Origin of the sequence: Rhodoferax lithotrophicus, assembly GCF_019973615.1 — a bacterium.
GTDB classification, from domain to species: Bacteria; Pseudomonadota; Gammaproteobacteria; order Burkholderiales; family Burkholderiaceae_C; genus Rhodoferax; species Rhodoferax lithotrophicus.
On sequence record NZ_AP024238.1, the window covers coordinates 800,719 to 825,016 of the forward strand.

At 60.8% G+C, this 24,298-nt stretch carries 22 protein-coding genes; 8 read left to right on the forward strand and 14 right to left on the reverse strand.

Going from position 1 to position 24,298, the window contains the following annotated elements; all coding sequences use genetic code 11:
- Positions 1-81: 81 nt before the first annotated feature.
- The 6 genes from LDN84_RS03715 to LDN84_RS03740 all read right to left on the reverse strand — a co-directional run bounded on the left by LDN84_RS03715 (position 82) and on the right by LDN84_RS03740 (position 6,917).
- Positions 82-1,299, reverse strand: coding sequence for an ABC transporter permease (locus LDN84_RS03715; protein ID WP_223908427.1), 1,218 nt, complete (start codon positions 1,297-1,299; stop codon positions 82-84).
- Entirely contained in the window at positions 1,299-2,039 is a 741-nt protein-coding gene (locus tag LDN84_RS03720) for an ABC transporter ATP-binding protein (RefSeq protein WP_223908430.1), read from the reverse strand. The genes LDN84_RS03715 and LDN84_RS03720 overlap by 1 nt, the downstream gene beginning before the upstream one ends.
- Positions 2,036-3,412, reverse strand: coding sequence for an efflux RND transporter periplasmic adaptor subunit (locus tag LDN84_RS03725; protein ID WP_223908432.1), 1,377 nt, complete (start codon positions 3,410-3,412; stop codon positions 2,036-2,038). Before LDN84_RS03725 ends, LDN84_RS03720 begins: the two co-directional genes overlap by 4 nt.
- On the reverse strand, positions 3,409-4,869 hold the full coding sequence (locus tag LDN84_RS03730) for an efflux transporter outer membrane subunit (RefSeq protein ID WP_223908436.1): 1,461 nt from the start codon (positions 4,867-4,869) through the stop codon (positions 3,409-3,411). The genes LDN84_RS03725 and LDN84_RS03730 overlap by 4 nt, the downstream gene beginning before the upstream one ends.
- A 507-nt stretch (positions 4,870-5,376) precedes the next feature.
- Positions 5,377-5,703 (reverse strand): plasmid stabilization protein, encoded by a 327-nt coding sequence (locus tag LDN84_RS03735; protein WP_223908439.1) that lies wholly within the window; start codon positions 5,701-5,703, stop codon positions 5,377-5,379.
- Positions 5,704-5,771: 68 nt separating this feature from the next.
- Positions 5,772-6,917, reverse strand: a complete 1,146-nt coding sequence (locus tag LDN84_RS03740) for an alpha/beta fold hydrolase (protein WP_223908441.1) — start codon at positions 6,915-6,917, stop codon at positions 5,772-5,774.
- A 275-nt stretch (positions 6,918-7,192) separates the two neighbouring features.
- On the opposite strand from LDN84_RS03740, the gene LDN84_RS03745 reads away from it, so the two are divergent.
- A complete protein-coding gene (locus LDN84_RS03745) occupies positions 7,193-7,717 on the forward strand; it encodes an Rrf2 family transcriptional regulator (RefSeq protein WP_223908444.1) in 525 nt (174 codons plus the stop codon).
- 35 nt (positions 7,718-7,752) lie between these two features.
- Here LDN84_RS03745 and LDN84_RS03750 read toward each other — a convergent pair whose 3' ends face one another.
- Positions 7,753-9,456 carry a cation:proton antiporter domain-containing protein gene (locus tag LDN84_RS03750; RefSeq protein ID WP_223908446.1) on the reverse strand — a complete coding sequence of 568 codons (1,704 nt, stop codon included), beginning with the start codon at positions 9,454-9,456 and terminating at the stop codon, positions 7,753-7,755.
- Positions 9,457-9,897: 441 nt separating this feature from the next.
- Here LDN84_RS03750 and LDN84_RS03755 point away from each other — a divergent pair, with 441 nt between their 5' ends.
- Positions 9,898-10,338, forward strand: a complete 441-nt coding sequence (locus LDN84_RS03755; protein ID WP_223908449.1) for a hypothetical protein — start codon at positions 9,898-9,900, stop codon at positions 10,336-10,338.
- A gap of 86 nt (positions 10,339-10,424) precedes the next feature.
- On the opposite strand, the gene LDN84_RS03760 is transcribed toward LDN84_RS03755, so the two are convergent.
- From LDN84_RS03760 to LDN84_RS03770, 3 genes are all read right to left on the reverse strand, one after another.
- Positions 10,425-10,748 (reverse strand): J domain-containing protein, encoded by a 324-nt coding sequence (locus LDN84_RS03760; protein ID WP_223908451.1) that lies wholly within the window; start codon positions 10,746-10,748, stop codon positions 10,425-10,427.
- Between the two features lie 191 nt (positions 10,749-10,939).
- Positions 10,940-12,043: an Acg family FMN-binding oxidoreductase gene (locus LDN84_RS03765; protein WP_223908455.1), complete on the reverse strand. Its 1,104-nt coding sequence runs from the start codon at positions 12,041-12,043 to the stop codon at positions 10,940-10,942.
- Positions 12,044-13,064: 1,021 nt separating this feature from the next.
- Positions 13,065-13,970 (reverse strand): LysR family transcriptional regulator, encoded by a 906-nt coding sequence (locus LDN84_RS03770; RefSeq protein ID WP_223908458.1) that lies wholly within the window; start codon positions 13,968-13,970, stop codon positions 13,065-13,067.
- A gap of 122 nt (positions 13,971-14,092) precedes the next feature.
- On the opposite strand from LDN84_RS03770, the gene LDN84_RS03775 reads away from it, so the two are divergent.
- The 6 genes from LDN84_RS03775 to LDN84_RS03800 all read left to right on the forward strand — a co-directional run bounded on the left by LDN84_RS03775 (position 14,093) and on the right by LDN84_RS03800 (position 20,071).
- Positions 14,093-15,550, forward strand: coding sequence for an MFS transporter (locus tag LDN84_RS03775; protein ID WP_223908461.1), 1,458 nt, complete (start codon positions 14,093-14,095; stop codon positions 15,548-15,550).
- Between the two features lie 58 nt (positions 15,551-15,608).
- Positions 15,609-16,985 carry a glutathione-disulfide reductase gene (gene gor / locus LDN84_RS03780; RefSeq protein ID WP_223908463.1) on the forward strand — a complete coding sequence of 459 codons (1,377 nt, stop codon included), beginning with the start codon at positions 15,609-15,611 and terminating at the stop codon, positions 16,983-16,985.
- A 203-nt stretch (positions 16,986-17,188) separates the two neighbouring features.
- Positions 17,189-17,833, forward strand: coding sequence for a glutathione S-transferase family protein (locus LDN84_RS03785; RefSeq protein WP_223908466.1), 645 nt, complete (start codon positions 17,189-17,191; stop codon positions 17,831-17,833).
- 83 nt (positions 17,834-17,916) lie between these two features.
- Positions 17,917-18,219 carry a heme-degrading protein HmuQ gene (gene hmuQ, locus LDN84_RS03790; protein WP_223908469.1) on the forward strand — a complete coding sequence of 101 codons (303 nt, stop codon included), beginning with the start codon at positions 17,917-17,919 and terminating at the stop codon, positions 18,217-18,219.
- 74 nt (positions 18,220-18,293) lie between these two features.
- Positions 18,294-18,737: a hypothetical protein gene (locus LDN84_RS03795; RefSeq protein WP_223908472.1), complete on the forward strand. Its 444-nt coding sequence runs from the start codon at positions 18,294-18,296 to the stop codon at positions 18,735-18,737.
- A 239-nt stretch (positions 18,738-18,976) separates the two neighbouring features.
- The gene (locus LDN84_RS03800; RefSeq protein WP_223908475.1) at positions 18,977-20,071 is read left to right on the forward strand and encodes an FUSC family protein; all 1,095 of its coding nucleotides are present in this window, start codon (positions 18,977-18,979) and stop codon (positions 20,069-20,071) included.
- Here the strand turns inward: LDN84_RS03800 and LDN84_RS03805 are convergent.
- The 4 genes from LDN84_RS03805 to LDN84_RS03820 form a co-directional block, all read right to left on the reverse strand.
- Positions 20,058-21,323: a GGDEF domain-containing protein gene (locus LDN84_RS03805; RefSeq protein ID WP_223908482.1), complete on the reverse strand. Its 1,266-nt coding sequence runs from the start codon at positions 21,321-21,323 to the stop codon at positions 20,058-20,060. The genes LDN84_RS03800 and LDN84_RS03805 overlap by 14 nt on opposite strands.
- Positions 21,324-21,469: 146 nt before the next feature.
- Positions 21,470-22,600 carry an ATP-binding protein gene (locus tag LDN84_RS03810; protein ID WP_223908485.1) on the reverse strand — a complete coding sequence of 377 codons (1,131 nt, stop codon included), beginning with the start codon at positions 22,598-22,600 and terminating at the stop codon, positions 21,470-21,472.
- Positions 22,569-23,726: a nitric oxide-sensing protein NosP gene (nosP, locus tag LDN84_RS03815; protein ID WP_223908488.1), complete on the reverse strand. Its 1,158-nt coding sequence runs from the start codon at positions 23,724-23,726 to the stop codon at positions 22,569-22,571. Before nosP ends, LDN84_RS03810 begins: the two co-directional genes overlap by 32 nt.
- A 203-nt stretch (positions 23,727-23,929) precedes the next feature.
- Entirely contained in the window at positions 23,930-24,295 is a 366-nt protein-coding gene (locus LDN84_RS03820) for a hypothetical protein (protein WP_223908491.1), read from the reverse strand.
- Positions 24,296-24,298: the final 3 nt, after the last annotated feature.

Sequence of the window (24,298 nt, forward strand, 5' to 3'; positions counted from 1 at the left end):
GTACTTTTGGACTGCATCGCAAGCGTTATCACGCGAAGATCAACATCCCCAGCAACCCCCTGAATCGGAAAACAGCGAGCATTATTCGTGCCGCAGCGCCTCAATCGGGTCCATACGTGCCGCACGGCGGGCCGGGAAGTAGCCAAACAGCACACCAATGCCAGCCGAAAACACCAGCGCCAGCACATTGATGGACACATCAAACGCATAGGGCACGGCCATGTACAGCGACAAACCATACGACGCACCAGTGGCGATCACCACACCGATGACGCCGCCCAGCGCGGACAGCACCACCGCTTCTATCAAAAACTGCAGCAACACCTCACCTTCCAGCGCGCCCACAGCCAGGCGCAGGCCGATTTCGCGGGTGCGCTCGGTCACACTCACCAGCATGATGTTCATGATGCCTATGCCACCCACCAGCAGACTCACTGCCGCCACCGCGCCCAGCAGGTTGGTCAGCACACCCATGGTGCTGGACAGGGTTTCGGCCAGTTGCTGGGTGTCAAAAATATTGAAGTTGTCGTCGTCGCCCGCTGCCAGTTTGCGCCGCTCGCGCAGCAGTTGGCGCAGACTGGCTTTCAGGGGCACACTGTCAGCGCCATCTTGCATCGACACCGAAAGTATGTCCACCTTGCGGCTACCCGTGACACGGCGCTGTAGCGTGTTCAGCGGAACCACCACGGTGTCATCCTGATCACCCATGCCGCTCTGCCCCTTGCCGGCAAGGATGCCGATCACCACACAGGAAAACTGCTTCACACGCAGCAGCTCGCCCAGCCCGGTCAGGGCCACCGTGCCGCCAAAAATCTCGCGGCGAACCGTTTCACCGATGATGCACACGGCAGCACCGCCGAGTTGCTCATCAGGCGCAAAGATGCGCCCGGCAGCCAGTTTCCAGTTGCCGGTGGTGAACCAGGCATTGGTGCTGCCCGTGACACTGGTGACCCAGTTGCGGCCATTGGCTACCACGGTCACGCTGGCGCGGCCCTGTGGCGACACCGCCGCCACGCCGCCGATTTGTGACTGAATCGCGGTGGCATCGGCCTCAATGAAGTGTGGCACACCACCGCCACCCCCGCCGCCGCCCGGGCCCCGCTGGCCTGGCATGATCAGCAGCAAATTGGTGCCCAAACCGGAGATTTGTGTCTGGATGGCCTGGGTTGCACCGTTGCCCAGCGTGACCATGGTGATCACCGCACTGACACCAATGACGATGCCCAGAATGGTCAGGAACGAGCGCAGCATGTTGCGCTGGACTGAGCGCAAGGCGAGCATAAAAACGCTGTACAGCATCAGGTGGTCTCCGTGTTCGCCAACTCTGCAGGAGCGGTGGAGGACGGGTTGGGGTTGACTTCGTCCTTGGCCAGGCGGCCATCCAGAAAATGCACCATGCGTCGCGCGTAAGCCGCCATTTCCGGCTCATGGGTGACCATCAGCACGGTGATGCCGTGGTCCCGATTCAGCGCCAGCAGCAGGCCCATGATTTCGTGGCTGCGCTGGGTGTCCAGGTTGCCGGTGGGCTCGTCGGCCAGCACCACGGCGGGTTCAGTAACGATGGCGCGCGCAATGGCCACGCGCTGCTGCTGCCCACCCGAGAGTTCGGCCGGGGTGTGGCGCTCCCAGCCGCCCAGGCCTACCGACTCCAAGGCCTTGGCTGCCGCCACGCGGCGGGTACTGGCACTGTCGCCACGGTAAAGCAAGGGCAGTTCCACATTTTCCTGTGCCGAGGTGCGTGCCAGCAGGTTGAAGCCCTGAAACACAAAGCCCAGGTAACGCCGGCGCAGTCGTGCCCGCTGATCGCGTGAGAGTGTTTCCACGTGTGCGCCCTTGAACAGGTATTGCCCAGCCGTGGGTGTGTCCAGGCAGCCCAGAATGTTCATGGCGGTGGATTTACCCGAGCCACTGGGCCCTATGATGGCGACAAACTCACCCGCGCTGATGTCCAGGTCAATGCCTTTGAGCGCCATCAGCTCTGCCGCACCACTACCGTAGCGCTTGGTGATACCGCGCAACTGGATCAGCGGGACACTCATTGGGTGGCCGCCGTTTTCTGGTCGGTGATCACCAGCATGCCCGCGGTCAGGTCACCGCCGGTGATTTCGGTCATGCGCCCATTGCTGATACCGGGCGTGACCGCCACAGCCACAGGGATACCGTCTTTGGACAGCACCCAGACCTGCTTGGCTAAAGCCGTGCTGGCATCCGATGCCGCAGATTGACGGGTTCTGCCCGGCATCCGTGGGGTCAGGCTGGCCATCACACCGCCTTTGGCCGCAGCCGGGCTGGCCTGCGCTGAGGGTGAGAAGCGCAGCGACGTGTTGGGCACCAACAGCACGTTGGTGCGTTGGGTGGCGGTGATGGTGGCGGTGGCCGTCATGCCCGGGCGCAGGTTCAGGTCGGCGTTATCTACATCAAGATAAGTCAGGTAGGTGACCACGTTGTCGGTGATGGTGGAGCCAAAACCTACCCGCGTGATGCGCGCAGGGAACTGGCGGCTGAGGTACGCACTCACGGTGAAGTTGGCGTTCTGGCCGACCTTGACCGCGCTCACGTCCGCCTCATCCACGTACACCCACAAGCGCAACTTGGTCAGGTCTTCAGCCACCGTGAACAGTGTCACCGCCTGCAGTGAGGCAGCCACGGCGTTGCCGGGGTCCACTGCGCGGGTCAGTACCACGCCGTCGGCGGGGGCACGAATGGAAGCTTTGGACAGGTTGGTCTGGTCGGTGGACAACGCCGCCTGAGCATCACTGACACCCGCCTGGGCACTGGCCGCATCGGCACGGGCACGCTTGAGCGTGGCACGGGCCGTGTCAAGCTCGACTTTGGAGGGCACCTTGCCGCCTGAGAGCTGCGCGACTTCTTCGTAACGTGCCAGGCTTGCGGCAGCTTCAGCCACCGTGGCTTGGGTTTGTTCGACCTTGGAGCTGGCGGCAGACAGGGCGGCTTTGGAGCGCAGGATCTGGTCGCCCAGTTTGGCAGTGTCCAACACCACCAGGACCTGACCCTTCTTGATGGTGTCGTTGACATCCACATTGACCTTGAGCACCGTGCCTGAGAGCTCGCTACCAATATTGATGGTGCGGGTGGGCTGCAGGGTGCCGTTGGCGGTGACCGTCAGCGTCAGGTTGCCGCGCGCCACCGGTTGGGTGTTGTAAATGGGCGCGGCGTTGGCGGCCTTGCGCACCTGCCACCACCACACACCACCGCCCGCCAGCACGAGCGCCAGGACACCAGCCCAGATCAGCGGGCGGCGATACCAGGCACGCTGAAGTGGCTCATCCAACAAGGTGGCCGGGTCCACCTCAGCTTCGGTGAGGACGGTCGCAGACGCAGGTAAAGAGGTTGTTGCTGGTGACGCTGGCGGGGCACTTGGCACAGGCGCTTGGGGGTCATGGTTGGTCATGGAGCAGGTGTCCTGGATGAATCTGGGTTGGTTAAAGTGGGGATGGTGTCGCCCGGTGGCAGTCCGCCGCCCAGTGCCTTGACCAGACGCACCTGGTCAGCGCTGACGCCGGCGCGGGCCACGGCCACGCTGTCCTGCGAACTCAGGCGGGTGCGCTGGGTTTCCAGCACGGTCTGGAAGTCCACCAGTCCGCTGCCATAACGCTGGCGCGCCAGGGTAGCGGCGATGTCGGCCGCCTCAAAAGCGTTTTGCAGCCGCAGCAGGCGCACACGGTCACCTTGCAGCGCCACCAGCGCGTCCTCCACCTCGGTCAAAGCGGTCAGCACCGTGGCCTGGTACAGCGTATGGGCTTGCGCCATTGCGGCCTGCTGGGCGCGAAGTTGGGCCTGCGAAGCCCCGGCATCCCACACCGGCAGTGACAGGCTGGCCAGTACCGCAGCGGCCAAAGAGGCACCATCACTCAAAGCGCCCAGTGTCAGCGCATTCAGACCCAGCGAGCCACCAAGCTTGAAGTTGGGCAAGCGTGCGGCATCCGCCTGCGTGACGCGCGCAGCGGCAGTCAACACCTGAAATTCGGCAGCTCGCACATCCTGGCGCAGGCGCAAAGTGTCAGCCGGGAAAGCCAACGCCCAGTTGCCAGACACCTGCGGTACTGGTGCAACCACTGTCAGGGTTGATGCCAGCGCTGCGGGTGGCTGCCCCGTCAGCACACTGAGGGCATGAATCGTCTGGATCACGGTGGTTTGCAGTGCGGGCATTTGCGCCGCCGTTTGCTCAACCGAGGCGCGGGCCTGTTGTGCCTCCAGCGAGGTCACCAGCCCGGCTTGCAATCGCCACTGGGTGAGCTGCAAGGTCTCTTGCTGACTGCTCAGGTTGGCTTGAGCAATGGCCAGGCGCTCCTGGGTACTGCGCAGCGAGATGTAGTCCAGCGCCACTTCGGCAGCCAGCGACACCTTCACACCAGCCAGTGTGGCGGCGCTGGCCTGGGCACTGGCATCAGCGGCCTGAACCGCCGCGCGATTGGCGCCAAAAACATCCAGCTCCCAACTGGTATCCAGGCCCACCTGGAAGTGGTTGGTGCTGTTGTCGCCGCTGCGATTGCGCCCGGCCGATGCCGAGCCTCCCACCGAAGGCCACAGCCCAGCGCCTGCCACATCGCGCAAAGCGCGTGCCTGTTGCAGGGCGGCTTGGGCACCACGTACGCTGGTGTTGGCCTCCAGCGCCTGGGTGATCAAACGGCTCAGCAGCGGGTCGTTAAAGCGCAGCCACCAGGATACAAGGGCTGCATTGGACGCATTGCCCACATCCGGCTGGCCGACCGAGCCCGACCAGGCCGCAGGAAGCTCAAACCCCAGTGGCATCATCGTCGGCGCAGTCACCGAGGCACAGGCGCACAGTGCCAGCGTGAGCACACCGAGGGAAATGCGCCTGGGCCACTGTGCACGGTGGGTGTTCATACGAACATCTGACAAGATATCCGGCTGTGGTGCAGCCTGACTGCATGTACCCACCAACAGAAAGTCAGCCACGTCCCGGGCCCGTGGTACGAGCGTTTCGAAGTTGTGTAGTGGAGGCATGGAATCTCATTCAGAAGGCCCCGAAGGTAAAACTGCAACACTCGCTGGTCTGTGTGTTGGCGAACCCCCCGCTAGGTCAGGGCATCTTGAAAGCTATTACATCGATAGCTACGCAGGCTTGTTATTTAAGGTCTTCAGAAGTTTTTGTTCAAAGTTTTCGCAAGCAGCCATGAGTTTCCTGGCAACCGTGCCATGGTGTTCGGCACCGCGCAGGCCCGCCGTTGCCACCCTGACCATACTCAGCCATTGAGGCCCGCCACCCCCAAGTGCCAGGTGCACCCTTTCAGGAGGTGACTTGCTCCTCGGGTGCTTCATTTGGAGAATAGGTGTCGTGTGGAACACCCACTCTCGGTGCCAACATGGCCAGACGGGCGGGTGTGGGCTCAGTTATCGCGCAAGGGCCGCTTCCAGCTGCGCTTTGTTCATCGCGGAACGCCCAGGCAGACCACGCTGACGGGCTTCATTACGAAGCTGCAGCACGGTTCGGCCCCCTGGGCCTTGGTGGGAGCGCAAGCCACCGCGCCGCCCCGCAGACATGTCGTTGATGGAAGAGGCACTGGCCGTGACCGATTCACCGTGCTGCGCCCGCTCTTTGTTGACGACCCTGGCCGCAATCTCTTGGGCCACCGCCTCAGGTTTGCCGCCTTCAAGCAGGCTGTCCTTGATATGGGTGTACTGGCGTTCGCGCTTGGCGCTCCAGGTTTTGGATGGCATGACCTCTCCTTGGGGGTTGTCATTGGCCAGGAAAATCCCGGCCATTGATAAGACATGCTTGGCAGCGGTCACACCCGCAGAAAAGACAGCAGCGCGTCGTTGAACGCCTGCGCGTGTGACACGTTCAGTCCGTGTGGCGCACCGCTTACCCTTACCAGCTGGCTGTGGGGCACGGCGCGATGGGTGCGCTGACCCGAGCCTTCAATGGGCACAATCGCGTCCGCCTCGCCGTGAATCACCAGCGTGGGCACGGTCACTTTCTTCAGGTCTTCGCGAAAGTCGGTGGTGTCGAACGCCTCCATACACGCCAGCGCCGCCTGCTGCGCCGACTGGAGGCACAGGGCGACCGCCTCGCTGCGCTGCGACTCGGAGACCTGAAGCACCCCATGGGCCGAGAAGAAGTTCCTGGTGAACTGCTCGAAGAAGGCTCCCCGGTCTTGCTCCAGGGCGAGTTTTGTCTGGTGTGCTTTCTCGGGTGTGAGCGGCCCTTCGGGGTTGTCAGCCGACTGCATCAGGTACGGCGGCACGGCGGCGGCAAACACCACACTGCGCAGGCGCGATTCGCCGTGCCGTGCCACATAACGTGCCACTTCGCCCCCGCCCATCGAGAAACCCACCAGCGTCACGTCCTGCAGTCCACATTGATCCAGCACACGTTGCAGGTCGTCTGCCAGCACGTCATAGCTGTAGCCGGAGGACGGTTTGTCTGAACGCCCGAAGCCCCGTCGGTCGTAAGCCACCACGCGATACCCGGCGGCTTGAAGCACCGACACCTGCAGCTCCCAGGCCTGGGCCGACAACGGCCAGCCATGGATCAGCACCACCGGTCGGCCCGTGCCACCGCTGTCTTCGATGTGCAGGCGCACGGAGTCCGCGGGGGTTGTGTCCACACTGTTTGCATCTTCCGAACTGGTCGCGGCTCCGGCGGCGGCACCGCCGAGTGCACCGGCAACGGCACCCAGCGAGGCCCCGACCAAAACCCCCACCGGGCCAGCCACCGCAACACCGATGACCGCCCCCGTGGCTGCACCGGCCATCACGCCGCCACCAATCAGCACCGAGTTGCCCTCACGCTCAACATCCTGGGATTCCAGCGGTGTCTGTGCTGCAGCACTCGGGTCTTGCGACGGAATGCCGTGGCCGGGGTTGGCCTGTTCGGCCAGGTCTTCGTCCACAGGTGGGGTGTTGGACGGTGGGGTGATGAATGCGTTCATAGGCTTCTCCTGGTTCAGTTGAAGTTGGAATGAGCAAGAGGCTCGATCCGTAAACTGTTGGGTGACGTTATGCCCTCAAAGCGGGTCTGTCGGTGCGACAGCGAACGGATGCGGATCACCTTGGCCCTCCACTTGCTTGTTATGTGGGCTGGCATACCGACAGCTTGGTCCATAGGCGGTGCAATGGCAGCCCGCAATCTGTGGATTCAGACACGGCATCCGTTTGATGAATCAAAGTTTTTCCAGGGTTTTATGCCCGGGCAGGAGTATTCAATATGCGTTTAGGGACCAAAGGCCGTTTTGCAGTCACGGCCATGATTGATGTTGCTTTGCGTGAAGCGTTCGGGCCGGTACCGCTGAATGATGTGGCGGCGCGCCAGCATATTTCGCTGTCCTACCTTGAGCAGTTGTTCAGCAAGCTGCGCCTGCGGGGACTGGTCATCAGCATCCGCGGTCCGGGTGGTGGCTATTCGCTGGGGGCGCGGATGGAGGGCATCACGGTGGCAGACATCCTGTGCGCTGTTGAAGACGAGCCACCCAAGACAAAACCACAAGACGATTCATCCGCACAAGATATGACGCAAGATCTGTGGGATGCCATGAACGCCAAGGTGCTTCATTTCACGCAGTCGGTCACACTGAAGAGTCTGGTACTTGACCAGTTGGCCATGGGAACCAAGATTGAGCAAAAACCTTTACCCAACCGGGGGGTGTTCAAGCGACCAGTTCAGCCCGCTATCCGGCCGAATGTGCCCAACTCGGTGTTTGCACTGGGGCGAATTTCACGGATGCAGGGTTAAACCCGGCCAAAGCGCCTGCTTTGCAAATCCATTCTTCAGCCATGTTTGTGTCCGGCCGTGGTCACAAGCTGCGTAATAAATCCAGTCATGGATTTGGCAAGCTCATTCTCGCCAACAAAAATGGTGCCAGTGCCGTCTTCCTCCAGCCGTTTTGCCTCATCAACGTTATGACTTCGAACCACCACGCTGATAGGGGGATTCAGAGCCCGAGCCGTTTCGACCATCTTGCGGACCTGGATGGTGTCAGGGGTGGCAATGACAAGTGCCCTGGCATCACGTACATGTGCCTGAATCAACACCTCGGGTTCTGTGGCATCTCCCCACACAGCAGGAATGCCTTGGGCGCGCAACAATTCGACGGATTCCCGATTAGCGTCGGCAACCACGTACGGAATGCCTTGTTCGGTTAAGGCCGTGGTAATGAGTTTGCCAACTCTGCCCCAGCCCACCAGCACCACCTGATTGGCCAGGTATTTGGCATCGGTTGTCAGCGGTAACTCGGCTAGCGGATTGGCCCCAGGCATGAGCCGTGCTGCAAGCATCGGATGGCGTGTGAGCCACTTCAGCAAAGGTGCCACGGCACTGAACACCAGAGGATTCAGCGCAATCGAAATCAGGGCACCGGCGAGGATGAGGCTGTTGCCCTCTTTGGGCAGCAGGCCCAGCGTCATACCCAGCCCCGCCAAAATAAAGGAAAACTCCCCCACTTGTGCAAGGCTGGCCGCAACCACCAGCGCCGTTCTGGCGGGGTATCGCAAGATCAGCACCAGCGCTACAGCCGCCAAAGACTTGCCAATGACGATGACCGCCACCGTGGCAAGCACATGCCAAGGCTGCTCAACCATGACCATCGGGTCAAACAACATGCCCACCGACACAAAAAACAGCACGGCAAAGGCATCCTGCAGGGGAAGTGTCTCCTGTGCCGCCCTGGCGCTGAACTCCGATTCACGCAGCACCATGCCAGAAAAAAACGCCCCAAGCGCAAACGAAACGCCAAACAGGGCCGATGAGCCGTAAGCAATACTGACGGCGGCAGCGACCACACACAGGGTAAAAAGTTCGCGTGAACCCGTCTTGGTGATCTGCCAAAGTATCCAGGGAAACAGACGCCGTCCAACCATCAGCATGAAAGCGACGAACCCACCAACTTGCGCCAGAGTGATGAGGATGGTCATCGACATGCTCTGACCAAGGGGTATGGCGCTGCCCCCCAGCATCGGTGCCAGGGTAGGCAAAAGAACCAGTACCAACACCATCGCCAAATCTTCAACAATCAGCCAGCCGACGGCAATGCGTCCGTCGGCTCCATCGGTCAACCCCTGGCTCTCCAGTGCTTTCAGCAGGACAACCGTGCTTGCGACAGACAACGAAATGCCAAAAACAAGCGCTGCACCTATGGACCATCCCCATAAGGACGCAACTCCGGTACCCAAGGCGGTGGCAACCATCATCTGAAACACCGCACCGGGCAAGGCAATTTTGCGAACGGCCAACAGGTCATCAATCGAGAAATGCAGCCCGACACCGAACATCAACAGCATCACCCCCACTTCGGCCAACTGGGATGCAATCTGTCCATCTGCAACAAAGCCGGGGGTGGCTGGCCCGATGGCGATACCAGCAAGCAAATATCCCACCAACGCAGGGAGTTTCAGCTTGGCAGCGATAAAGCCAAAAAGCAGCGCCAGCCCGAATCCGGCGGCAAGGGTCGTGATGAGACTGACGGAGTGATGCAAATGCTGGTTTCTTTCTTCAATGTAGGGTATGCGACGGTGTTTGTTGCCCCGTTGATGTTTTGCCGGGCCGCGTATGGCCCCGCGTGATGCTGAGAAAACTTGTTGCCAGCTCTATGAGGCGATGGTCAGGTCACACTGACGAAGACAAACGTCTCAAGCCCATTTGTTTTTTTTATTATCTTCGTGCCTCTCCATGTGCACAGGTGATGTGGTCTTTGAAACCATTCTTGCCTGACCTGAATGCTTACCCTTGCATTCCCCACTCGGATATGGGGGCAGGGTGCCACGCGTTGTTTGTGCTTACAACGCACCAGGTTGAGCGCACCTGCAGGTGGGGCTCCCTGTGGTGAGGCGCTACGTTGGCCATCGAACAGACTACAACACGGGGCCTGGGCACACTGCGCACCTGCCATCGCCTCCTGCGATGGATAAGGAGTAAATATGAAAACTGCCTCAAGTGCGCGACAGGTTTGCCATCGTGTTGCTGGTATTAGCATGGTGGTGCTGGCCTGTGGACAAGTGTTTTCTGTGGCGGCACAAGACCGTGGCGAAAAGCTGCGGCGTTTTGATGCGGATCGCCAGGCCTGCCGCAGCGGGCAATCGGGTCAAGCTTTGGAGCCCTGCATGCAGGAAGCTCGGGCCGTGTTGGCGCAGCGGCCAGGCTCCAGCCCATCGGTCAGCCCCGAGCAACTTCAGCGCGGCAGCTTGGTGCGCTGTGAAGCCCTGGCAGGGGAAGACCGCGCAGCCTGCGTGGCAAGAATGCGCGGCGAAGGCACAACCAGTGGGAGCATCGCCGCAGGCGGCATCCTGCGGGAACTGGTCACCACGGAAGAGCTGCCCAGCCCCCCACAGGCACCAGCGTCCGCAGGCGCAAGCCAGTAACGTTGGACGACGATGCCAGCCCCATGGCCGACCTTGACATCTGGGGGCAGAGGTGATTTGAGCGTGCGGTAACTGTTTGCCTGGGTTCAGTCCAAAGGGCGAAAGGCAAAGGGTCGTTCTGTGGGCGGCTCATCGCCACTCGATTGTTGCTGCGCAGTGGATATGGAACCGAGCCCGCGGCGTTCGGAAAAATCTTTGGTGATGCCCTGGCTCAGGTCATATTCTTGCCGCTTTTCATGGTCTGACAACACCGCATAGGCGCGGTTAATGTTCGACATCCTCTGTCCCGCGTCTTCATCGTCCGGATTTTTGTCTGGATGGTCGTGTTGAGCCAGGCTGTGGTAGGCAGCCCGGATCACGATATTGCTAGCGCGCGGACTGACCTCAAGCGTTTCATACAAAGATTTCATGGAATTCCTAATGAACCTGTCCCGTTAGCGGTGGAAGATTGGGGACACAGTCCTATGGAATTAAATACCTTGACCCGTGTGTTGTCTGTGCGCCCAATGACATAGGGGTCGCATTTATAAGAAAAAATGACCTCTAGAGCTTATATTTAAAGCCTGAGAAGCTATATTTTGTATAGCGTAAAAACCACCCATCAGACCAACACAGCCGCCACCGGGCGGCGCAAAGACCTGGGCAGGGTCGGCCCCCGCCCGAAACGCACCACCAAATCGGGGCGCTGATCACCCAGACCGAGCGCCGCCGCAAACTGCGGGCGCAGGGCCGACACCTCCACCGGCTGGTTCAGCATTGCATTGCGAATGCCCAAGGCGGTGGCCTGTAACGCAAAACGCTCGTAACAGCGCCCCACCTCCACCCAGTACGCCTTGTCGGCGGCTTGCCCGACAAACACCGCGATGCCCGCCGAGCTGCGCACCTGCCGCGCGTATTTGTCGTTCTCACTTTTGGGCGTGAAAACCCAGCCAAACAGCCGCTCACCAATCCAGGTCGGCACGTTCGGGTTGCCCGATGCCGCGCTGTACAAGCCATCACGCGTGCGCACCGCGTCCGGGCCGTTGAAGCGAATCCAGGTCTTGAGTTCCTTCACAAAGGCTGGGTCTGCCATCTGCGCCGTGTTGCCTTGCACCACGTAGTCCAGCACCTGCGCCATCGCCGTCTGCTCGGTCAACAGCAGCAGGCGCACGCGCTCAGAGCTGCCTGCGCGCTGCAACAGCGCCAGCTCGGTCGTCGTCAGCGGCTTGGCGTCATAGTCGCCCCGGGTGCATTGCCGCTGGGGGATGGCCTTGAACAAATCCGTGGACTGCGCCGCCGTGGGGCTGAGCGACACGCGCAAGGCATCGGTGGCCGGGTCGAACGCCACATCGCCCTTGAGCCCATGGGCCAGTGCGGCCTGGGTCAGGTTCTCAAGCGCGCAACCCAGCGACACAAACACATGGTGCAAGTCTGGGTCCACCGCAGGACACAGCCGCGCCAGATCAGGCCGGAGTGTGATGGCCTGGCCGGTGCCATCCAGCGAGAACTTCCAGCACTGCGTGTTGTGGCTGGACGGTGCCAGCGTGGCATAACGCACCAGCTCCCGACCGAGCGTCGCACCCTGGAACCCGGTCAGGGCACCCGGCTGCCAAGTCTGGTCAGCGACCGCCTCGTAACTGTTGTTGTCGGGTTCCTGGGAGCAAGCCGCGAGGGTGAGTGAGCTGCTTAGGAGTGCCGAGGTGGTGAAGTGTCTGCGTGTGAACATGGTGCTGATCCCTTGTCTTGCCACGGCCTGTGATCCGAGGTCGGTGCTTTTAGGGGATTGTGCGCTTGGCATGTGTCAGCGCAATGTGCGGCACTAGGCCAGCGGCGTGGTTCGCCTGCTCCTGTCAACTCGCGGGCGACTGGGCGGACGCGCCAGCTAAGCGGCATCTATTGCACTTACAGGTACACCCGGCACCCTTGTCACTCGAATGGGGCCTGCGTATGCGAACCCCAGCACTTGCCTTCAATACTTCTTGATGCAGGGGACTTCTCAAGACAAGTTGCGGTCTCTCACTCTGCACTTTGGTATGTCAAGTACGCAGTGGTAGCAGTCATTCAGATTGGCCGCCCCGATGGGCTATAGTGATTAGCAACCCAATTGTTTCCATACACGCCACAGTTCTATGGACATAGCCATTTCAATCACTGCAGTTTTAATAGCGTGGCGATTCCTCGCAAGCCTTGCAACCGCTGGGGCATTGGCTGTACCAATTTGGCAGTTATTTGGTCCAGTTGGTGGTTTGTCGGTTGCGCTCGTAGGCGTTGGCTTTGGCTGCATTTGGCAAGGCCGATGGCTGTCGGGTATTCCGCTTTTTGCATCGGTCCCAGCGCCTCCAATATCCAAACCGGTGGCCTTTCTTGGATTGGCATTCATCGGTGCAATCTGGGGTGGTTTCACGAGTGAAGCGTTAGGTTCCGTGATATCTGGTGCATTCACACTCATTGCATCCGTTGCAATAGTGGGAGCGTGGCAGACCCTTATTCTTAAACGACATGAATTGCTTGGTAACCTCATATTTTCGACTGTGTCCCTCTTATTCGGCCTAGGTGTCCTTTCCGTGGTTAGCACATTTCGTGCATAAGGCTGAATGTCAACTCCCCGCGAAGTTGAATGACAGCATCCAGCCTGTAAGAGTCATACGTCATACAGTGCCAAACCACCATTTACTCCAACCGCTGCGTTTCCAACAGCAACGCACCACCCTAAATCCCATCACCTCCCACACACAATCGCCCGAGCCTCAAAGAATCGGACTTGTCTCCCCACAAATCTCCAACACACCCCCCCGCAACCAGCGGTGTGCAGCATCACCATCCATACGCGGGTGCCAGAGCATGGACACGGTGATCTCTGGCGCGGGCACCGGCAGGGGAAAGCTGAACATGCCAGCGCGCAAGTTGCCGGTGTGGCGCTCGGGCACCGTGGTGATCAGGTCGGTGGCGCGTGTTATCGCCAGCGCGGCGGAAAACCCGCCGACAAAGCTGCCAATCACACGCTCCAGCCCCAGCGCTGACAAGGCCTCGTCCATCAACCCCTTGTCCAGACCCCGGCGCGAGACCAGCACGTGTTGGCCTGCGGCATAACGGGCGGGGGTGATCTCACCCTGGCACAGCGCATGGCCTTGGCGGACCACGCCCACAAATCGGTCGCGAAACAACAAACGGGTGCGTACTTCCGGGCCGGTCTCATCACCCACCACGCCGGTTTCCAGGTCAACACTGCCGTCGCGTAATGCGGCGCTGTCTTTGTCCAGCTTCGGCACAAAACGCAGCCGCACGCTGGGTGCTTCTTGGTTAACGCGGGTGATCAGGCTGGGGCCAAAGTTCTCGGCAAAGCCGTCGCTGACGCGTAATGTGAAGGTGCGCACCAGCTGTTGCAGATCAAGCTGTTCGTCGGGGCGCAACACCGCTTGCGCCTCCTGCACCAGTTGGCTCACCTGCGCACGCAGCTGGAGCGCTCTGGGGGTGGGCACCAGACCACGCCCGGCCCGCACCAGCAGCGGGTCGCCGGTGGTCTCACGCAGGCGCGCCAGTGCGCGGCTCATGGCCGACGGGCTGAGGTGCAGCCGTTGCGCCGCACGCGTCACATTGCCTTCGGCAAGTAACACATCCAGGGTGATAAGCAGGTTCAGATCAGGGGTAGACATGGGGTGGGCTGGGTGTTGACATATGGCGTCAGACGCAATCACAAAGTGCAAATGTAGCGCCTTCCGCTCGGGCGCTGCCGTCCCTACCATGCAGATATCAACCTTTCAGAACTGAGCCCAACATGCTTTTCAAATCCCCAGCACGCGCTGCCGAAAGCCACCCCAAACAGCCCCCTGGCGCGGTGCCAAAACCTGCGGCTCCATGGGTGCTGCTGAGCCTTTCCCTGGCGATGTTGCTGTCTTCGCTGGGCATCAGCATCACCAATGTGGCGCTGCCGACCTTGGCGCAGGTGTTTCAGGTGCCGTTTCAGGCGGTGCAGTGGGTGGTGCTGGCTTACTTGCTGGCCATCACCAGCCTGATTGTGGGGGCCGGACGGCTGGGCGACATCGTGGGCCGCAGGCGGCTGTTGCTGGCGGGCATTGGGCTGTTTACCGTGGCATCGGTCTTGTGCGCTGCGGCTCCCACACTTGGGCTGTTGATCGCCGCCCGCGCTGTGCAGGGCCTGGGCGCGGCGATTTTGATGGCGCTGACCATGGCGCTGGTGGGTGAGGCGTTGCCCAAAGACAAGACGGGCAGCGCGATGGGGCTGCTGGGCACGATGTCGGCGGTGGGCACGGCACTGGGGCCCACACTGGGCGGTTTGCTGATTGGTGCGTTCGGTTGGCAGGCCATTTTTTGGGTCAACGCGCCGTTGGGTCTGCTGACTTTTCTTCTGGCGCTGCGTTATTTGCCGCTGGACCGCCCGGGGCATCAAACGGCTTGGGCCAGTTTTGATGTGCTGGGCACGCTGTTGCTGGCGCTGACGCTGGCGGCTTATGCGCTGGCCATGACGGTGGGGCGCGGCAGTTTTGGCTCGCTCAACGCGGTGCTGCTGTTGGCCGCTGTGGTGGGGGCGGCTATGTTTGTGTGGGTGGAAAACCGGGCGACATCCCCCTTGATCCGATGGGCGATGTTTAGCCAGCCGGTACTGAGCGCAGGTTTTGTCATGAGCGCGCTGGTCACCACGGTGGTGATGGCAACGCTGGTGGTGGGGCCGTTTTATCTCTCTGGCGCACTGCAGCTGGATGCCGCCCGTGTGGGCCTGGTGATGTCGACCGGGCCGCTGGTGGCGGCGCTGACAGGTGTTCCGGCTGGTCGCTTGACGGACCGGTTTGGCGCACATCACATCAGCCTGGTCGGGCTCATGGCCATGGTGATGGGCTCTGCCCTGCTGGCCCTGCTGCCGGTGGCTTTTGGTGTACCGGGCTACATCATCCCTTTGGGCATCATCACCGCCGGATATGCGCTGTTTCAGGCGGCCAACAACACCGCCGTGATGAGCGACATTCGCCCTGACCAGCGCGGCGTGACCTCAGGCCTGCTGGGCTTGTCGCGTAACCTGGGGTTGATCACCGGGGCCTCGGTGATGGGCGCGGTGTTCGCGTTCGGGTCGGCTGCCACAGACATCACAACCGCGGGTCCGCAGGCGCTTGCGGTAGGACTGCGCACCACCTTCGCCGTGGCGGCAGGTTTGATTCTTGTCGCGCTGGCCTTTGCGGTGGGTAGCCAGTCACATTCAAAACGCCCTGTGCGCCCGTAAGGTCTGCGCTGACCCGGTACATTGCCAAGCTTTCAGCTATCGGACCTAAGGAAATCACATGACTTCATACGACTACGAGCTCTTTGTCATAGGTGGTGGCTCGGGTGGTGTGCGTGCTGCGCGCATTGCCGCTGGCCTGGGCGCGCGGGTGGCGATTGCCGAGGGTTTTCGTTACGGCGGCACCTGCGTCATCAGGGGTTGTGTGCCCAAAAAGCTGCTGGTTTACGCCGCCCATTTTGCCGAAGACTTTGCCGATGCCAAAGGTTTTGGCTGGACGCTACCGCCTGCCGAATTCTCCTGGCCGCAACTGATAGAGGCCAAAGACAAAGAGATAGCCCGCCTGAGCAGCATTTACGAAAACAATCTGTTGGACTCCGAGGTGACGGTGTTGCACGGCAATGCCCGTCTGCTGGACCCACATACCGTGGTGGTGAACGGCCTGCACATCCGCGCCGAACACATCCTGATTGCCACCGGTGGCACACCCTACTTGCCAAGCATCCAAGGCATTGAGCACGCCATCACCTCCAATGAGGTGTTTGACTTGCCGCAGTTGCCCCAACGGGTGCTGATTGTGGGCGGTGGGTACATCGCGGTGGAGTTTGCGGGCATCCTCCACGGGCTGGGCGCACAGGTCACCTTGTGTTACCGGGGCCAACACATCTTGCGCGGTTTTGATGACGAGGTGGCGGCGCACTTGCAGGCCGAGATGGTCAAAAAAGGCATCACGGTGCGGCTGAAGCAAGACGTGGCACAGATTCAAAAATTGGCGGACAGCAGCTTGTCTGTCGCGCTGCTTGACGCACAGGCCGCGCCGCTGGTGGTGGACGCGGTGTTGTACGCCACGGGCCGGGTGTCCAACACCCAGGACCTGGGCTTGGCCGAGGTCGGGGTGGCGTTGAACGACAAGGGCGGCATCAAGGTCAATGCATTTGGCCAAACCAACCTGCCCAGTGTGCACGCGGTGGGGGATGTGACCCATCACATTTCACTCACTCCGGTGGCGATTCGGGAAGGCGCGGCGCTGGCCAACACCTTGTTTGGCCCGGCACCGGTCAGCGCCGACCTGAGCACCGTGCCCTCGGCCGTGTTCAGCCAGCCACCGATTGGCACCGTTGGCCTGACCGAGGCTCAGGCGCTGGCGCAGTATGGCGAAATCGACATTTACAGCAGCACCTTTCGCAGCCTGCGCCACACCTTGTCGCGGCGCGATGAGCGCACCCTGGTCAAACTGGTTGTGGACAGTGCCAGCCAGCGGGTGCTGGGTGCGCACATGGTGGGGGCGGATGCACCCGAGATCATCCAGGGTCTGGCGATTGCCATTCACATGCGGGCGACCAAAGCCGACTTTGATGCCACCGTGGCCCTGCACCCCTCTGCGGCAGAAGAGTTTGTGACCCTGCGCAACAAGATCGTGCGCAAAAGACAGGAATAACGCGCGCGCAAGGGCATGACGCACGGTCTCAATCCGCAGCCCCACGCATCGTGGGTCCGTAGGGGTTTAAAAACCATGAACATAAGCAGACAAAGGTGACACAAGTGCACGACAAAAAGCACACACCTGCAGGGCACAAGCCGACCTGATCCGCGCGGTTTGTGCATTATTCAGCCTGTCACGCATCTTGCTTTGTCAACCGCATGACCCTCAAGTTCTATATGACCCCCGGCTCCTGCTCCACCGGCATCCACATCCTGCTGGAAGAGCTGGACTTGCCGTTTGAAGTCACCATCGTCAACCTGCCCGCGGGGGATCACCTCCAACCCGCCTACCAGGCGCTCAACCCCAAGGGCACGATCCCGACCCTGGTGCTGACGGGTGGCCAGGCCCTGACCGAGTTCCAGGCCATCGCCTACTGGCTGGCCCGAACCTACCCCCGCAACCGCCTGCTGTCGGAAGATACGCTGCTGGCCGCACAAACGCTGGAGCTGATGGACTATGTGGTGGGCACGCTGCATGGCCAGGGCTACACCCGCATCTTCACCACCGAGCGCTACCTGCCCGTCGACTTGGCCGATGCCGACCGGGCCTCCTGGCAACAAAGTATCCAGGCGCGTGGCCGAGAGATCGTCAATGAGGCTTTTGCCGTCATCGACGCGCGTTTGCCAGAGACCGGTTATGCCATGGGGGCCAACTTCTCCATCGCTGACGCGGCGCTGTTCTACGTCGAGTTCTGGGCCGACAAAACCGGCCTGAGCCTGCCACCACGTTGCGCCGCCCACTACCAACGGGTGCGCAGCCGCCCGGTGGTGCAGCGGGTATTGCGCGAGGAGGGATACCGCTGAATTCGCCTGCACACGCAGCCAGATGCCGCGCACCGAAGTCATCCCCTCTGCCTTGGACATCCATTTTTGAAAGGTCTTGCCGTATGTTTATCGCCATGAATCGTTTCCGTATCGCGCCCGGTCGTGAGGCTGAGTTCATTGAAGTCTGGCGCCAGCGCGACAGTCGCCTGGCCGACGTGCCGGGCTTCAAAACCTTCAACCTGTTGCAAGGGCCGGGCACGGCAGAGGCCACCGTCTTTGTCTCACACTCCACCTGGGACAGCGCCGCCGCTTTTGAGGCCTGGACACGCTCTGAATCCTTCCGTGCCGCCCACGCCAGCGCGGGCCAACAGCGCGGCCTGTACCTCGGGCCACCGCAGTTTGAAGGCTTTGAGGTGGTGCTGTAACAAACAATGATTTTGATAGCTATTCACGCAGACTGCACAAGCGCTACAAGCCAATTTGACCAAGAAACCCAAGCATGACAACGCCAGACCTCTTTACCCACAACCGCGTGATCCTCACGCATTTCGACAGCTACAGCGCCGCGTTGCTGTTTCCCCGCTGGGAAACATCCCTGCTCTGGCCGGCTGCCCTGCCGCAAGCCGCCACACCGATGCCATCACCCGCCGTCATCGAGCCAGCGTACTCCGGCCCGGCCGTCAAGCAGGCGCTGGTGGAACGCTGCGGCCTGAACCCTGACGAGTTGGAGCGCGTCAATGAATTCAACCACTGGGCACACACCGAGTCCGGCCCGGTGCGCATCCACCTGCTGCGCTTCACCAGCTTCGAGGCCCCCAAAGCCGCCATCCAGGCGCTGGGCGGCGAGTTCAAACCAATCAGCCTGCTGCGCGGCAGCGCCATGAGCGAACTGCTTTTGCTGCGCGAGGTGTTTAACCTGATTGTGGGGGCGGGCGGGAACTGAGCGGCTGAAAATTTTGGATCAAATTGGCCTCTAGCGCTTGTTTATCAAGCGCTGGTAGCTATTTTTTTCATAACGGTACGCTGGCGGAAGAAATAGGCTGGGTTGGCTTGGTGGGCTGACCAGAAGCTCCTTCCGCCTGCTGATTGGCTCGTGATAGGAAGGCTTGAGGTACATTCAAAACCCCTCCAAGGGCTGGCACAAATGCGGCCAGTCAACGGGTTGATGTGAAAGGCTGATCCATGATAAACGGGCGCAACTGGCGTGATGTGGTTGCACTGGTGCAAACCGAATGGCACCACCTGACGACGATCAACGCCAGTGACCGGCGTTGGGCCATGCCGTTTTGTGCGGCACTCGCATCCGGCTTGCCTTTGCTGGTGGGGGCTTATTTTGGGCAATTAAATTTTGGACTGGTGTCATCGCTGGGCGGGCTGGTGTTTGTGTACACACCCAAGACACCGCTGTCGCATCGCATGGTGGTGCTGATGGCCTGTGCCTTTGGTATGAGTGCCAGTTATGCCCTGGGGGTGATGGCGCATTTTTGGCCCTTGTTGCTGGTGCCGGTGCTGACCTTTATTGCCATTCTGGTGACGATGGTGTGCCGGTTTTATGCCGTCGGGCCACCGGGCAGCTTGTTTTTTGTCATGGCCGCCGCCATTGGGGCCTATGCACCGGGGGAGCTGATGCAGATACCTCAGTCCGTCGGTTTGTTGACATTGGGGGCCTTGTTGGCCTGCCTGATTGCATTTTTCTACAGCCTGTATCACCTGCGTCAGCAAGCTGCTGAGCCGGTACGGCCCTTGCCGCCAGCCAGCTTTGATTTTGTGGTGGTGGATTCGGTGGTGATTGGCGTTTTTGTCGGCCTGTCATTAACCGTAGCGCAGGTCCTGCGGCTGGAGCGGGCCTATTGGGTGCCGATAAGTTGCATGGCGGTGATGCAAGGCGGCAGCTTGCGGGCGGTGTGGAACAAGCAGGTGCAGCGTATTGTGGGTACCGCGGTAGGCTTGCTGCTGGCGTGGGTCTTGCTGATGCTGGTGTTGGACGCGTGGCGGGTCGCGTTGCTGATGATGGCGCTGACCTTTTGTATTGAGGTGCTGGTGGTGCGGCACTACGGCCTGGCGGTGATTTTTATCACGCCGCTGACGATTTTGCTGGCGGAAGCGGCCTATCTGGGGCAGGGTTCATCGGCCGTGATGCTGCAGGCGCGGCTGTGGGACACGGTGCTGGGCTCGGTTGTGGGTTTGTTGGGCGGGGTGTGTCTGCACAGCCCGCGTCTGCGCGCCAGCCTGGGGCCATGGCTGCGCAAGTGGGCACCGACCTTCAGCAAGGGCTAAATGGGTGTTGGTCGCTGCTGGCCGTAGTCGCTGGCAGCGTGCCGGTTCGCACAGGGGCGCACTCGACCCGGTTGCGCCCATTTTGCTTGGCCTTGTACAGGGCCGCATCGGCGGCGATATACGCATGCTCCAGCTTGGCGCGCGAGTCTGCTGGCACAACGGCCACGCCGAAACTGGCCGTCACCGGAATCACCAGTTTGTCCCGTTGCAAGGGTGTTTGCTCCAGCGTTTCCCGCAGGCGATTGGCAAAGGTTACGGCGGCATCTTCGTCGGTGTCGGGCATGAGCAGCAGCATCTCTTCTCCACCCACACGGGCCACCACGTCTGCCCGGCGCGCCCCGGCAACCAGGATGCGGGCCGTGTTTTTCAGTACCTCGTCGCCCACCGGATGCCCCCAGGTGTCATTCACATGTTTGAATAAATCCAGATCGACCATGATGAACGCCGTTGGGGTGTGCTGTCGCATGGCGCGGATCAGTTCCAATTCGGCCAGCCGGGTGAACTCGCGCCGGTTACAGAGACCTGTGAGCGGGTCATTACGTGCCAGGACTTCGAGTTCGGCCTTCTTTTGTGCCAGGGCTGCGTGGCTCAGCCGCAACGAACGCCGCAGCAGCGCGTTGACCGCTCTGTCGCGCCACTGCAGACTGGACAGCAGGATGGCGGCGATCATGGCCGCCACCACGGTGGCCTGGTCGCTAAGCAGAACCGTGCGGTTGGTTTGGGTGAGCGAGAGGCCCACCATCCCGATCAATCCCGTGCTGCAAAACAGCACGATGGCGTGAAAAGGTCGGATCAGGAAGATCATGCTGGCAGTCATGAGTCCGATCACAAGAGTCATGATGCCTTGCTTGACCCACTGGTCAACGATGGAGAACGCCGCCGTACAAAGCACCAGGGTTGCAGCGCCTGCCAAGCCTAGCGACTGATCCCAAACCAGTCGCGGTGGACGGCGGAGCCTCCAGTGTGCGAGCAGTCCCAGCGTTGCGAACGCCGTGGCCATCACCCCCTGGATAACCAGGATGGTTGTCCACCAGCGTGCGTTCTGTTCGTTGCCGGCACCGCTGTTGGCAACGAATAAGAGGACTGAGACCAGGTTCACCAGCATGATGGTGAACGCTGCCAGGCGCAGGCGGTGCAGGTTATTGCGAGCAAATTCCCCTGCAACCACGGTGTTTTCGTCATTGAGGGCGTTCAGCCATACCAACGGATGTCGAAGCCAGGGCGGTCGGGAGGAGGGTCGCAAATTGGTCATTTTTCGCTTTCGGATACGGCGTAAAACCTGTTGGCCCCTTGCTTCGGCGATGGTTGTGTTGAAAGAAGAATACCCGACATTGAGTGATTAATCCAGACACCAACACCAGTTTGATTGTGGTCAATCCACGTCAGCCAGACCGTGATTTACGGCGGCGTGGCGGCCACTTGAGGCTGCCGGATAGGCAGCCAGATCGTGAAAGTGCTGCCTGCGCCCGGCTGGCTTTTCACCTCAAGGTGCCCACCATGTTTGGCGATGATGCCGTAAGACACCGACAGGCCCAGCCCCGTGCCCTGGCCGACCGGTTTGGTGGTGAAAAAGGGGTCAAAGATCCGTGCCTGGATGTCTGGCGTAATGCCTGCGCCGTCGTCCGAAATGGCTATCCACACCCGGTCGTCGCTGCGGCCACTGCGCAGGGTGATGTGGCCCCGATCCGTCATCGACTGGGCGGCATTGATCAGCAGATTCATGAAAACCTGGTTGATCTGGGAGGGGCGGCACTCCACCGTGGGCAGCACGCCCAGTTCGCGCACAATTTCAGCCTTGTATTTGATCTCGTTCCAGACCACATTGAGGGTGCTTTCCAACCCGGCATGCAGGTCGGCCAGCTCCAGATTCTGGGCACCACTGCGTGAAAAATCGCGCAGATCCTGAACAATCCGGCGCACGCGCAAGGTTCCCTCCAGGGACTCGTTGATCAGGTTGCCGATGTCATCACGCAAAAAATCCAGATCAATCGCCTTGCCCAGCTTGTCGATCTGCGCTCGGGTGTCTGGCCGGTCGGCCAGCAGCGGTGTTACCGCCTGGGTGATCCCATCCAGCAAGTGCAGCAGGTCGTTGACGTAGTTTTTCAGCGTTCCCAGGTTGGAGTTGACAAAGCCAATCGGGTTGTTGATTTCATGGGCCACGCCAGCCGCCAGCTGACCAATCGAGGCCAGTTTCTCGGATTGTTGCAACTGGTTATGTGCGGCTTCCAGCTCCTGGATCAGCACCCGCTGCTCTTCTTTCTCGCGCTGTAGCGCACGGGTCATGCCTTCGTTGTCGCGCAGGGCGGCTTCCAGCTCTTGTGTCCGCTCGCGCACCTGTTTTTCCAGCGTGACCGCTGTCTGGAAGATGCCGAAATCCGTGCTCTTGGTGCTCATGTCGCGCTCGGCACGGTTCATCAAGGCGGTGACCATCTTTTTCAGCCGTGTCACCTCGGCTTGCAGCGCGGCCGTCTGCGCTGCCGGGCCAGGGTTGTTGGAATCAGGTATCACGGCGCTCACCCGGCTGGCCAAGGGCGATTCCGGTAAAGGTCTGATTCACATGAACCCCACCAAACTGCTCGCCGTAAGTGCAGAAGCCGACCGTGTGGTTGTCTTTCAGAATTTGGGCAACCGCTTCTTTTTGGTGGTTTTCGGTGATTTCAATGTTGCGCAGCACACAATCACATCCGAAAGTGACGGCAATCGGGCCCATGTCTTGCCTGATGCGCTCGAAAGTCTGTGACAGGTTTTGAACCAGATCCACACCCCGCGCCACGCGCAGCACCAGCCCTTCGTCGATGGCGCAGAAAAAGGTCAGGGGCCCGGAGGGGTCCACTTTCTGGATGGAGCGCACATAGTCGGTACCGTCCATCACCACCACCACCGGTTTGGCGGCGAAATGCAAGGGCCTCAGCTCTTTCAGCTCAACCCCCAGAATCCGGGCGTACTCCTGGGCCGCTGGCAGGCCGTTGATTTCTGTGACGATGCGCCGGGCCACATCGGCTTCGGTCACCACCAGGCGTTCACTCTCGCTGACAAAATGCTGGGTTTTGAAGATTTTGAAGGGCAGCGGTGTCTGGATGAGCATCAGGACGGCACTGTCGGCATGAAACGCGCCGCCGTGAAAAACCCAGGTGCGCTCGAATTTGCAGTCATCACCGGCTGAACCACCGCACAGGGTGATGCTTCCCAGCGCTGCTTGAAGTGTTTGCACCACCGGCTCTTCGCGGATCGAGAGCCCGTCCACCATAAAAAAGGCAAAGGTGTTGCGTGAGGAGACTTCCGTGGTCTGGCTTTCCAGGCGCTGCAAGAGTTGCTGGGCAAACGTATGCCCCTGGGTGAAATCGAAAGTTTTCAGCGATGGCAGGCAACCCGTGACGGCGGTACAGACTGCGGCGGTCAAACTGACTCCCACCAGGCTGTGCGTGAGGTAACCCGCCGGGCCAATTTCCCCCGCCGTGGTGCAGCCAACCACCTGAATACCCGCAAACTGCTGGTTGATCTCATCGGCAATGGCATCCAGGTCGTAGCTGCTGGAGCAGAAAAAAACGATCAATGCCGTGTCTGCTTGCCGCAGGCTGGTGTGGAGCTCACGCACGGCCTGACGTGGGTCGGTGGCACAGGACTGCGCACGTTGGATGTCTGAATTGGAAAACATGATCGGTCCGCTGGTGTCGGATGGGGTTGGGTTCGATATCCCTGCCTGTAAAAATACTTGCAAACATTATGCAACTGCGGCCAGCCCCTTTCTATCCATTTTGTCAGTCAGATTTGCCGACCTGATGGTTCACCGGGTTTTATGTATATAAATGGCCTCTAGCCCTTTCCCATAAAGCGCAAGTAGCTATTATTTTTATGGCATCAAGGTGCCATGCGAAACAGCTCTGGCTGGCTTTGCTGGTAGACCCGCAGCCACAGCAAGGTGGCGGGAACCAGGGACTCGCAGGCGAACCACAGCGCCTCGTCCAGCGCCGCACTTGCGGGCTGCGCCAAGCGCCGTTGCATGGCATCCCATGTGCCCCAGTCCAGCTCGGGCATGTGTGCACGCTCAGCCGGGGCAACCTGGGCGACGCTGTGGGTCAGGGTATTGAGCTGGCGCAGCACCTCCTGGCGGGTCAGGCGCGAGCGCAGCAGTTCGTCGCGCTCCAGCCCCTCCACCAGAATCGCCACCGCTGTGCCGGCTTGTTCGATCAGGCCCAGCCGGGCGCTGTGGAGGATGTGTGTCATGGC